The sequence below is a fragment of the Pseudomonas sp. PICF6 genome, assembly GCF_009831705.1.
In the GTDB taxonomy this organism is placed as follows: Bacteria; Pseudomonadota; Gammaproteobacteria; order Pseudomonadales; family Pseudomonadaceae; genus Aquipseudomonas; species Aquipseudomonas rhizophila.
In genome coordinates, this window is record NZ_WUUD01000033.1 from 203,147 (window position 1) to 214,858 (window position 11,712).

Consider the following 11,712-nt stretch of genomic DNA (forward strand, 5'->3'; position numbering starts at 1 on the left):
GTCGCGAGCAGGCTCGCTCTCACAAGGGATGGGTGGTAGACAACAATGCTGCGACCGACCGCAAGTCCATGTGAGAGCGAGCCTGCGCGCGATTGGCGACGCCGCCGATCTCATGCACTGGCAATATCGTCCTGGAACTGATCCTTGACGTACTTGATCTCGGTCCGGCCGTGCGGCGCCGGCAGGCCATCTTCCCCAAGATTGACGAAGACCATCTTCTCCACGGTGAGGATGCTTTTACGGGTGATCTTGTTGCGCACTTCGCAGGTCAGGGTGATCGAGGTGCGGCCGAATTCGGTGGCGGTGATGCCCAGTTCGATGATGTCGCCCTGGCGCGAAGCGCTGACGAAGTTGATTTCGGAGATGTATTTGGTAACCACACGCTGGTTGCCGAGCTGGACAATGGCATAGATCGCCGCTTCCTCGTCGATCCAGCGCAACAGACTGCCGCCAAACAGCGTGCCGTTGGGGTTGAGGTCTTCGGGCTTGACCCACTTGCGGGTGTGGAAATTCATGTTCACTCCTGAGCGTCTGGCCGATGGATGCCTGCATCATGGCAGACCGGGCAGCGTGGCTCTATGTCGGGGTCCCAATAACGATCATCGGCAATTTTGATTTGCCGACAGAAACCCTTTGGAAGATCCGATTAGCCCGTTATAATCGCCACCGCTTTACCTCGGTCCTCGCTTTGGACCGTTCCCGCCACCTGTCCGAGGGGCGCTGCAGCAGGTTCGACCTGTCAGGCTCGGATGGGGCGTTGTTTGTACGGGGCTCCCCGCACGGACACTAAACGCACAACGGCGCCCATTCGCATACATTACGAATGGAGGCTCTTCATGAGCGCTGTTATCACGCCTGCAGATTTTACCGATTACAAAGTCGCTGACATGTCCCTGGCTGCCTGGGGTCGTCGCGAAATCATCATCGCCGAATCCGAAATGCCAGCCCTGATGGGTCTGCGTCGCAAATACGCCGGCGAGCAACCGCTCAAGGGCGCGAAGATCCTCGGCTGCATCCACATGACCATTCAGACCGCCGTGCTGATCGAAACCCTGGTTGCCCTGGGTGCGGAAGTGCGCTGGTCGTCCTGCAACATCTTCTCGACCCAGGACCAGGCCGCTGCCGCCATTGCCGCTGCCGGTATCCCGGTATTTGCCTGGAAGGGCGAGACCGAAGAGGAATACGAATGGTGCCTGGAGCAGACCATCCTCAAGGATGGCCAGCCATGGGCCACCAACATGATTCTTGACGACGGCGGCGACCTGACCGAACTGCTGCACAAGAAATACCCAGCCGTACTGGACAACGTCCACGGCGTGACCGAAGAGACCACCACCGGCGTACACCGCCTGCTGGACATGCTGGCCAAGGGCGAACTGAAAATCCCGGCCATCAACGTCAACGACTCGGTGACCAAGAGCAAGAACGACAACAAGTACGGCTGCCGTCACAGCCTCAACGACGCCATCAAGCGCGGTACCGACCACCTGCTGTCGGGCAAGCAGGCGCTGGTGATCGGCTACGGTGACGTGGGCAAGGGCTCGGCTCAGTCCCTGCGCCAGGAAGGCATGATCGTCAAAGTGTCCGAAGTTGACCCGATCTGCGCCATGCAGGCCTGCATGGACGGCTTCGAGCTGGTTTCGCCGTTCATCGACGGTAACAACGATGGCACCGAAGCAAGCATCGACAAAGCGCTGCTGGGCAAGATCGACTTGATCGTGACCACCACCGGTAACGTCAATGTCTGCGACGCGAACATGCTCAAAGCCCTGAAAAAGCGCGCCGTGGTCTGCAACATCGGCCACTTCGACAATGAAATCGACACCGCTTTCATGCGCAAGAACTGGGCATGGGAAGAAGTGAAGCCACAGGTCCACAAGGTGCATCGCACCGGCGCCGGCAGCTTTGACCCACAGAACGATGACTACCTGATCCTGCTGGCCGAAGGCCGCCTGGTGAACCTGGGCAACGCCACCGGCCACCCAAGCCGCATCATGGACGGCTCGTTTGCCAACCAGGTCCTGGCGCAGATTTTCCTGTTCGGCCAGAAATACGCCGACCTGTCGCCAGCCCAGAAAGCCGAGCGCCTGACCGTGGAAGTGCTGCCCAAGAAACTCGACGAAGAAGTGGCCCTGGAAATGGTCCGCGGTTTCGGCGGCGTGGTCACCAAACTGACCAAGCAACAGGCTGACTACATCGGCGTGACCGTCGAAGGCCCGTTCAAGCCGCACGCCTACCGGTACTGATCGGCGCTGCCTCCTTGGTGGAGCGGACCTGTGGGAGCGAGCCTGCTCGCGATGCAGGCACCTCGATCTGACTGTCAGACCGAGGTGATGCCAATCGCGAGCAGGCTCGCTCCCACATGAGTCCGCTCCCGCAAGGGATATGCAAGCCTCACCGGCCTACGAGTTTCCAAGGATATGACCATGTCCCAAGACCGTCGCTACAGCTTCGAGTTCTTCCCGACGAAGACCGATGCTGGGCATGAAAAACTGATCGCCACTGCCCGTCAGTTGGCGAGCTACAACCCCGACTTCTTCTCCTGCACCTATGGCGCTGGCGGTTCGACCCGTGACCGCACGATCAACACCGTGTTGCAGCTCGAAAGTGAAGTCAAAATCCCCGCCGCCCCGCACCTGTCCTGCGTGGGTGACAGCAAAGCCGATCTGCGCAGCCTATTGAGCCAGTACAAGGCTGCCGGCATCACCCGTATCGTGGCCCTGCGCGGTGACCTGCCCTCGGGTATGGGCATGGCGAGCGGTGAACTGCGCCACGCCAACGACCTGGTTGAATTCATTCGTGAAGAAACCGGTGAGCACTTCCATATCGAAGTGGCGGCCTACCCAGAGATGCACCCCCAGGCACGCAATTTCGAAGACGACCTGCTCAACTTCGTACGCAAGGCCAACGCCGGCGCCAACAGCGCGATCACCCAGTACTTCTTCAACGCTGACAGCTACTTCTACTTTGTCGACCGCGTACGCAAGATGGGCGTCGACATTCCTGTCGTGCCGGGGATCATGCCGATCACCAACTACAGCAAACTCGCGCGTTTTTCCGACGCCTGCGGGGCAGAAATCCCACGCTGGATCCGCAAGCAGCTGGAAGCCTACGGCGACGACACATCCAGCATCCAAAGCTTCGGAGAGCAAGTCATCACACAAATGTGTGAACGTTTGTTACAGGGCGGGGCACCGGGGCTGCATTTCTATACCCTGAACCAGGCCGAGCCCAGCCTCGCAGTATGGAATAACCTCAAGCTGCCGCGTTAATGTCTTAATTGGGCGGTACAAAGAGGCCTTGGCGAAAACCCAAGGCCTTTTTTCTACCCGAAATATCTGGAGGGATGCAGTAGATGCCTATTGGTCAAAGGTTAACGACCCCACAACTCATTTATCTGGTCTACGGGGCCGAGACCTATCATCAAGAAGCCGTGTTCAGCATTGCCAGCGCCTTGGCCGGACTGCGCGAGAGCCCGGGTGAGGCATTGGACATCCAAGTATTTACCGACAATCCCATGCCCTACGCTGGACTCCCGGTGCGCGTACGCCACCTCGACAACGAAACCCGTCAGACCTGGATCGAGCCGCATGGCTATCACTTTCGCGCAAAGCATGTAGTCATGCAAAAGGTGCTTGAGGAAGTCGAGCTGGCACTGCTGATCGACACCGACACCTTCTTCCACTGCTCTCCTCTGGAGCTGTTTCGGCGCATTCAGCCCGGCACGTTGCTCTGCAACGCGGTAGATCTGAACTATGGCGCCAACAAGGATGCCGTACTTTACGTAACGCTGGCGCAAGCCCTGCAACGACGGCAACTGGCGGATGACAACATGCCGCAGTTGAACTCGGGCGTGATTGGTCTTCATTGGACCGACGCATCAGTTCTGGATCGCTCGATTGCCCTGATGGACGAGTTTTATCCCATGGCGAACGGAGCCTACACGCTGGAAGAGTTTTGCCTTTCGGTGGCGGCCTATCGTTCGGTACACGTGCGCGAATGTCCGGACCTGATTCACCATTACTGGAGCCGCAAACAGCTGTTCCGCGCCAAAACCAAGGCTTGGCTCGACAAACATCATGCCGCGCCCATGTGCCAATCGGCCCTGGATGAAACCCGACAAGTCACCGCGACGTTACCCCGACCGCCCACATTGCAACGTCTGGCTTATAAATTGATTACCGTGGCGTTACCCAGCCATAAACGGCAATTCATGCGCGAAATTCTCTACGGCTGCTACCGTCACACCAACCCGTTCGACCAGGCCTGCGCGCCGGTCTGGTGGGAAAAGGCCAGGGAGAACGTTGAAAATCGCCTGAAAGAGCCATTGAAAGACCATGAACTCAAACGATGGCTCAACCACCCACTGATTCGCTGGGTGCTGGGCGAGCGCCGCGAAGCCATCTATCGGCACCTAATGCAGGCAAAAGGCAATTAAGCCGCGGGCCAGAGGGCTCTAGCTATTTGATGAGCTCTCGTCGTAACCTCAGGCCATGCCCTTCATCACCCGGTTACTGACCACCTTTGTCCTCCTGTACCTGAGCATGGATGCCCGGGCCGAGAAGTTGCGCATTGTCACCGAACCCTGGGCGCCTTATGTCTACGAAGAGAACGGCCAGGTCCTGGGACTCGACTACGAAACCACCGCCATTGTGTTCAAGCGCCTGGGCATTGATGTGCAATGGCAACTGCTGCCGTGGAAACGTTGCCTGGCGATGCTTGAGCAGGGCCTGGCGGACGGTGCGCTGGACATTTTCCACAGCAACGAACGCGACGCCATGCTGCTTTACCCCAGCGAACCGCTCTCGGACGTGGAGTTCGTGATGTTCTACGCCAACGCCCGCCCCCATCCCTTTCGCACGCTCGATGACTTGGTCGGCCTGACCGTGGGCACCTCGCCCGGTTATCTGTACAGCCAGGCCTTCAGAGAATCGCCCCTGTTCAAACGTGAGACGGCACCCACCCATGAAGCCAACTTTGGCAAGTTGCAACTGGGCCGGATTGACCTGCTCATCACCGACCGCCGGGTGGGTCGGCACGTACTCAAGCAAATGCAACTGGGCGACCAGATCACCGAAAACCCCGTGGTTGTGAGCCGTCAAAGCCAATACCTGGCGGTGCGGCGCAACGCCGGGATGGATCTGCTGGTGCAGCGCTTCAGCGCCGAGCTCAAGCGCTTCAAGCGCGAACCGGCCTATGCCGAGCTGATCGCCCGCTATGGCGCCGTTCCGTCTGCCAGGACCAAACCGTCCAGCCCGGTGCAGCGTTGAAATAAACCGTTGAGCAGCAGGAAAGCGGCGCACGGCGTTTGCTCTGTTATACTCCGGCCTTCCCGCCAGGCTCACGCCCGGACGCCCGGTCTTGCAAAAGGCATCCCGACACCGCTACAGCGCAGCTTCCAGCCCGCGCGAGCCCTGTCCGGACCTGCCTTCCAGACTCGGCAGGACCGGACGGGATGACGTCTTTTTGTTGAACGTCATTCGCGCCCGGCAAGACTATCCCATTGGGCCAGGCCCTCACTAAAACAGGATTACTCATGTCCTTTGCTTCCCTCGGTCTCTCCGAGGCTTTAGTCCGCGCCATCGAGGCTGCCGGCTACACCCAGCCTACCCCGGTGCAACAGCGGGCCATCCCCGCCGTGTTGCAAGGTCGCGATCTGATGGTCGCGGCGCAGACAGGCACTGGTAAAACCGGTGGTTTTGCCCTCCCTATCCTGGAGCGGCTTTTCCCCAACGGTCACCCAGACAAATCCCAGCGTCACGGCCCGCGCCAACCGCGCGTCCTGGTCCTGACCCCTACCCGCGAACTGGCGGCCCAGGTACACGAGAGCTTCAAGATCTATGCTCGCGACCTGAAATTCGTCAGTGCCTGCATTTTCGGCGGCGTTGGCATGAACCCTCAGGTCCAGGCCATGGCCCGTGGCGTCGACGTGCTGGTGGCCTGTCCGGGTCGTTTGCTCGACCTGGCCGGCCAGGGCAGCGTCGATCTGTCCCACGTGGAAATCCTCGTGCTGGACGAAGCCGACCGCATGCTCGACATGGGCTTTGTCCATGACGTGAAGAAAGTGCTGGCCCGCCTGCCCGCCAAGCGTCAGAACCTGCTGTTCTCGGCGACGTTCTCCAAGGACATCACCGACCTGGCCGGCAAGCTGTTGCACAACCCGGAACGCATTGAAGTCACACCGCCAAACACCACGGTCGAGCGCATCGAACAACGTGTGTTCCGCCTGGCGGCCAGCCACAAGCGTGCCCTGTTGGCGCACCTGATTACCGCCGGCGCCTGGGAACAGGTCCTGGTGTTCACCCGCACCAAGCACGGCGCCAACCGTCTGGCCGAGTACCTGGACAAACATGGCCTGCCGGCCGTGGCGATCCACGGTAACAAGAGCCAGAACGCCCGCACCAAGGCCTTGGCCGACTTCAAGGCCGGCGAAGTGCGCATTCTGGTTGCCACCGACATCGCCGCTCGCGGTCTGGACATCGACCAGTTGCCCCACGTGGTCAACTTCGAGTTGCCGAACGTCGATGAAGACTACGTACACCGTATCGGTCGTACTGGCCGGGCCGGCCGTTCGGGCGAAGCGATCTCGCTGGTCGCGCCGGACGAAGAGAAACTGCTCAAAAGCATCGAGCGCATGACCAAGCAGAAAATCGCCGATGGCGACCTGATGGGCTTCGATGCCAGCACCATCGAGGCCGAGAAGCCTGAAGTGCGTGAACGTCCGGACGTGCGCAACCCACGCAATGCCCGTGGCCCTCGCGGTGACGGTCCAAATGGCGGCGGCGGTGGTGGCGGCGGCCGTAAAGACAAAGGCAAGGACAAGGGCAAGGAAAAATCGGCCAGCACCAGTCGCGGCGAACGCCCGGCTCGCGAGCACAAGCCTCGCGAAGGTACCCCGGCACGTGACGAGCAGCCTCGTCAGGAACCTGCCGTGCAAGCCCCTCGTGGTAACCAGCCGAAGATCATGCACAAGGAGTCGAAGATCGATCGATTCCCGACGCCTGAACAGCTGGATCAACTGCCAAGCCGTCCACGGGGCGAGAAGCCGGCACTGCTGACCCGCAATCGCTGAGTTTCTCCAAGCCGTAAAAATGCCCCTGATCTCGCGATCAGGGGCATTTTTTTTGAGTAACGCCAACTTCACCCCGTGGGAGCGAGCCTGCTCGCGATTGCGGTGGTTCAGCCAGTACAGAGGTTGACTGACCCATGGCAATCGCGAGCAGGCTCGCTCCCACAAGGGGTCATGTGCGGTTCACAAGATTCCATGCGGCAATAAAAAACGCCCCTGATCCAAGATCAGGGGCGTTTTTTGTCAGGCGCGAATGTTATTTCGCTTTGACACCTTCAAACGAAACGTACAGCTCGACCACGTCGGACGTTGGGCCCAGGTCTTTCTGCTTGCCGAAATCGGAACGCTTGATGCTGGTGGTCCCTTCGAAGCCGGCACGGTAGCCGCCCCACGGGTCCTTGCCTTCACCCAGGAAGGTGGCTTTGACCACGACAGGCTTGGTCACGCCCAGCAGGGTCAGGTCACCAGCCACGTCGGCGGTTTCCTTGCCATCAGCGTTCTTGCCGGTGGATTTGACGCTGGTGGACACGAAGGTGGCCTTGGCAAATTTGCTCGCGTTCAGGAAGTCAGCACTGGCGATGTGCTTGTCGCGCTCGGCGTGGTTGGTGAACACGCTGGCGGTGTTCACGTTGAACTCGATCTTGCTGTCTTCAGGCTTGGCGGCGTCGAAGCTGAACTTGCCGTCGATGTCCTTGAAGGTACCGGTGATGTAGCTATAGCCCAGGTGGCTGATCTTGAAGTCGACGAAGGCGTGTTGGCCTTCCTTGTCGACCACGTAGTCGGCAGCCATGGCCTGACCGGCCGACAGCAGGGCAGAACCGATTGCCAGGGCGGCGAGCGTTTTTTTCAACATGCTTTCTATTCCTTTGGAGTCGAGGTTGAACATCAGGCTTGGCGTCCCAGCATGCGCTTGAGGGTCGCGTCACGATCGATAAAGTGGTGTTTCAATGCTGCCAACGCATGGAGGCCGGAGAAAATTACCAGCGCCCATGCCAGGTAGAAGTGAATCTGGCCGGCAACGTCTGCCTGATCGGGCAGTCCGGACACCAGCGCGGGTACTTCAAACAGACCAAACACCGGAATCCCGACACCGTCTGCGGTGGAAATCAGGTAACCGGCAATCATCACGGCGAACAACCCGAGATACAGTGCGCTATGGCCAAGCTTGGCGCCGACGCGGGTCAGGCGGCCATAGGTTGACAAGGTCGGTGGTGGCGGACTGACAACCCGCCAGATCACCCGCAGCAACATGACCGCCAGCAGCACCAAGCCAATGCTCTTGTGCAGGTCCGGCGCGTCTTTACGCCAAGTGCTGTAGTAATCCAAGCCGACCATCCACAGCCCCAGCGCGAACAGCCCGTACACCACCAGTGCAATGCCCCAGTGCAAAACGATGCTGACCCAGCCATAGCGAGAAGAAGAGTTGCGTAGCTGCATTGCTCATATCCTGTGAAAACTGCGACCAAGACTAGCGAGTTATCTATCGATTTAAAGCGGAAAATTTTGCTTTGAAATATCGAGAAATACGATCATCAGTCTGGAGGGGGTGGGTTAAGGAAAGATTAAAGGGGAAACGGCGGGTGATGGCGAGGCGATCAGGCAGCCTTTGGGGCCTGTATGGACCTCATCACGAGCAGGTTCGCTCCCACAGGGGACCGCACCGGAGCCGTCACCGCCGTCCAACTATTTGTTCCATTCAATATATATCTATCGCCATTTTCACTTTCACCCTTGATCAAATGAGCGCTCCACAACTCATTGAACAAGGTGAACAAAATGGCTGTTCGTTATACCCATTTTAAAGCTAACGGCTCGCCGCAATTACCCCCTAATCAAACGATGTCCCCGGGGCAATACCTAAAATCCAGTAATGGGCGGTTCCGATTGATATTGCAGGCCGATGGAAACTTGGTAATCAAGGACCGCGAGGCAATTATCTGGACCGCTGGTGATAAACAACCTCACAGCGTCACGTTGTATCCAAGGAGAATGCGTGAACCTCTACAATTCGTCGTCAGCAACAGCGGCTTTCTTTATGATCCGTCCAGACGGCGATTGTGGATCGCCGAAAGCACCCACAGTACTGATAAGTCACTTTGGTATAACACTTGTATGACCATGCAGGACGATGGAAACCTAGTCATTTTTGACATGCGAACAGGCAACCTCTGCTGGGCCCGCTTTGGCTTCGTTCCGGGACGTATGTCGAAGCCGAAGCGGGTCAGGATCCTGTTTGAGGACGTGCCAATTCATACGTGGTCATTTTCGTTACCCCCCCTCTAAAAATTCTCTTAGGTAATGTTACTTAATGGGGTACTCGGACCTGTGGATCCATATCGCATCTGTACGCCAATTGAGGGTCGTATTTTTTAAGCGTCATACGACCGTCAGTAAAGCCTCTACTGGCGAGCATTATAAAGAACATCAAAGCTTCTATCGGTTTCATGGTCGCTCCAGTTTACGAGCCTGAAACTTGAAGAATTAGTTTACCGAACACTCAGGCTTATATGGATCGATGGAGCATTTGTGTGCTAACTGCGGATCTCTTTTTGGAATCATCGGAATTGTCAAAGGATCCCGGCATTCGCCATACACACATCCATATATCGAAACCAATACAACCACTGCCATTAGTATTTTCATACGCGCTCCTGTTTTTCGAGGAGCCTAGACTTATGGCTTGGTAAGCGCTATAGCCTGCTTCTGGTTAAAGGGTGGGAAGTTTCCGATATATCGCCAAGGCGTGTAGGACGTAGCGCTTATTAAGCGACGCCGGGCTTTGAGTGGCGCCGCCGGTACGCTTGATACTGGATAAAAAACGCGGCCCTTGAGCCGCGTTCTTTCCACCTGATCGTTACTGAGCCTTGGTTTCAGTAGTCGTCGTCGGTTTGACTGCCGGCTTCTTCGCCGGCGGGGCCTTTTTCACCGGAGCCTTGGCCGGGGCTTTTTTGGCCGGGGTCTTGGCGGCTGGTTTTTTCACCGCTGGTTTGGTGGTTGCTTTCTTGGCGGGCTCAACTTTCGCCGGGGCTGGCGCGGATGGTGCCACCGGTGCAGGCGCTGGGGCGGGTGCCGGCACTGGAGCAGGCGCTACCGGCTCCGGAGCCTTGACCGGCTCCGGCTTCTTGTCGTCATCCGAGCCACCAAACAGGTTGGAGAAAAAATTACCCTTCTTCGCCGCCACCGCACCGGCAGCTGCTGCCGCTGCCACCGGCACGACCTTGGCCGGTTCAAACGATTTGCCCGCCGCCAGGTCTTCAACCTGGCTGGCTGCCCGCTGACCGCTACGCAACGCGCCCTCCAGGGTGCCCGGATACAAGGTATCGGTGTGTTCGCCGGCAAAGGCTACGCGCTGCAACGGCATTTCCCACAGGCGCCAGTACTTGCTGATCTGGCCCGGCCCAAAGGCCAAGTACGCGCCGCCCATGGACGGGTCGGTGCTGTAGCGGCGAATTTCATAACCGGTGAAAGCACCCCGGGCCTGCGGGTAAAACGCGTGCAAGCGAATCAGCACCTGATCGGCCATCTGCTTGTCACCAAAGGCCTGCATCACCCGGGCGTTGTCGCCGGACAGATTGATGACCACATTGGCGCCGCCCTTCATGGCCGGCTCGATCCACATCATGCCCAGACCGGTGTTGCTGTAGATCTCACCCGACATGCGCGCCTTGCTGTCCCAGACCGGGGTCTTGAACTTGAGCATGATCTGGTCGCGCCAGCCGTAGTTGGTGCCCTTGATCGCGCCCTGATGCCGGGCGTCCAGGGCCGGGGTCAGCTGGATTTTGTTCAGGGCTCGCAACGGCACCGCCAGCACTACGTAGTCAGCTTGATAGCCGACGCTGCCAACCTTGACGGTAACGCCGTCCTTGTCCTGGGAGATGGCCGAGACGGGCGAGCTGGTCTTGATGGTTTTCAGTTGCTTGACGAAGGCCTGGGCCAACACAGGGCTGCCACCCAGCAGGCGCGCGGCGCGCAGGTCACGGTCGGACACACCACGGTAGACCCGGGTCTGCTGGGCAAAATACAGCAACGACAGTCGCGACGGCTCGTCATAGCGGGTGCGGATCTGCTGGTTCACCAACTGCCGCGCGGTGGTCGGCAATTGCAGACGGTCGAGCCAGTTGGAGACACTGATCTGGTCCAGTGCGTGCAACGTGTTGTTGGCCGACGGGTTCTGTGGGTCTTCAATGGAACGGGCCAGGTCGTCCAGGGTGGTTTCGTAACGTTTGAGGGCCTCAGCCGTGGCCGGTTGCTTGGTCGCCAGGTCAGCGGCGGTGAGGTAGGTGCCGTCGATCAAATAGCTGGGGGTGCGCACGAACTCCGGGGCCGGTGTGGTGCTCAACTTGAAGGTCGAGATGTACTTGTTCAGTACCGGCTGAGTTTTTTCGTTGCCGATCCATTCACTGGTGGCCATGCCCGAACGACCGCCCAGGCTTGGCTTGGCTTCCAGCAGGGTTACCTGCCAGCCTTTGTTCTGCAGCTCGTAGGCCGCCGTGAGCCCCGCCAGGCCGCCGCCGATGACGATCACCGTCGGTTGCTTGTCCTTGGCCAGCGCACACACGCTGAACAGCCCTATCACCACCAGCGCACAGGCGCGCAGCCAACCAGCAGACATTCAGCGAACTCCGGAATAAAACGCAGGAACG

At 58.8% G+C, this 11,712-nt stretch carries 10 protein-coding genes and 1 riboswitch; of the genes, 6 read left to right on the plus strand and 4 right to left on the minus strand.

What is annotated here, in order from left to right:
* Nucleotides 1-110: 110 nt before the first annotated feature.
* Nucleotides 111-515, minus strand: coding sequence for an acyl-CoA thioesterase (locus GSM73_RS23650; RefSeq protein ID WP_047230424.1), 405 nt, complete (start codon nucleotides 513-515; stop codon nucleotides 111-113).
* Between the two features lie 191 nt (nucleotides 516-706).
* Nucleotides 707-813, plus strand: a riboswitch (S-adenosyl-L-homocysteine riboswitch).
* A 23-nt stretch (nucleotides 814-836) separates the two neighbouring features.
* Between GSM73_RS23650 and ahcY the strand changes: the two genes are divergently transcribed.
* From ahcY to GSM73_RS23675, 5 genes are all read left to right on the plus strand, one after another.
* Nucleotides 837-2,246 carry an adenosylhomocysteinase gene (ahcY, locus tag GSM73_RS23655; protein ID WP_076383373.1) on the plus strand — a complete coding sequence of 470 codons (1,410 nt, stop codon included), beginning with the start codon at nucleotides 837-839 and terminating at the stop codon, nucleotides 2,244-2,246.
* A 180-nt stretch (nucleotides 2,247-2,426) separates the two neighbouring features.
* The gene (gene metF / locus GSM73_RS23660; RefSeq protein ID WP_047230426.1) at nucleotides 2,427-3,272 is read left to right on the plus strand and encodes a methylenetetrahydrofolate reductase [NAD(P)H]; all 846 of its coding nucleotides are present in this window, start codon (nucleotides 2,427-2,429) and stop codon (nucleotides 3,270-3,272) included.
* 83 nt (nucleotides 3,273-3,355) lie between these two features.
* A complete protein-coding gene (locus GSM73_RS23665; protein WP_047230427.1) occupies nucleotides 3,356-4,438 on the plus strand; it encodes a hypothetical protein in 1,083 nt (360 codons plus the stop codon).
* A gap of 55 nt (nucleotides 4,439-4,493) precedes the next feature.
* Complete coding sequence (locus tag GSM73_RS23670) at nucleotides 4,494-5,270, plus strand: transporter substrate-binding domain-containing protein (RefSeq protein ID WP_107323034.1); 777 nt, start codon at nucleotides 4,494-4,496, stop codon at nucleotides 5,268-5,270.
* Nucleotides 5,271-5,536: 266 nt separating this feature from the next.
* Nucleotides 5,537-7,072, plus strand: coding sequence for a DEAD/DEAH box helicase (locus GSM73_RS23675; RefSeq protein ID WP_160893977.1), 1,536 nt, complete (start codon nucleotides 5,537-5,539; stop codon nucleotides 7,070-7,072).
* Between the two features lie 253 nt (nucleotides 7,073-7,325).
* Here the strand turns inward: GSM73_RS23675 and GSM73_RS23680 are convergent, their stop codons facing one another.
* Nucleotides 7,326-7,922 carry a YceI family protein gene (locus tag GSM73_RS23680; protein WP_047226959.1) on the minus strand — a complete coding sequence of 199 codons (597 nt, stop codon included), beginning with the start codon at nucleotides 7,920-7,922 and terminating at the stop codon, nucleotides 7,326-7,328.
* A 32-nt stretch (nucleotides 7,923-7,954) separates the two neighbouring features.
* A complete protein-coding gene (locus GSM73_RS23685) occupies nucleotides 7,955-8,506 on the minus strand; it encodes a cytochrome b (RefSeq protein ID WP_047226958.1) in 552 nt (183 codons plus the stop codon).
* Between the two features lie 339 nt (nucleotides 8,507-8,845).
* On the opposite strand from GSM73_RS23685, the gene GSM73_RS23690 reads away from it, so the two are divergent.
* Nucleotides 8,846-9,352, plus strand: coding sequence for a hypothetical protein (locus GSM73_RS23690; RefSeq protein ID WP_047226957.1), 507 nt, complete (start codon nucleotides 8,846-8,848; stop codon nucleotides 9,350-9,352).
* A 571-nt stretch (nucleotides 9,353-9,923) separates the two neighbouring features.
* Here the strand turns inward: GSM73_RS23690 and GSM73_RS23695 are convergent.
* Entirely contained in the window at nucleotides 9,924-11,681 is a 1,758-nt protein-coding gene (locus GSM73_RS23695) for a flavin monoamine oxidase family protein (protein ID WP_107323036.1), read from the minus strand.
* Between the last annotated feature and the right edge of the window lie 31 nt (nucleotides 11,682-11,712).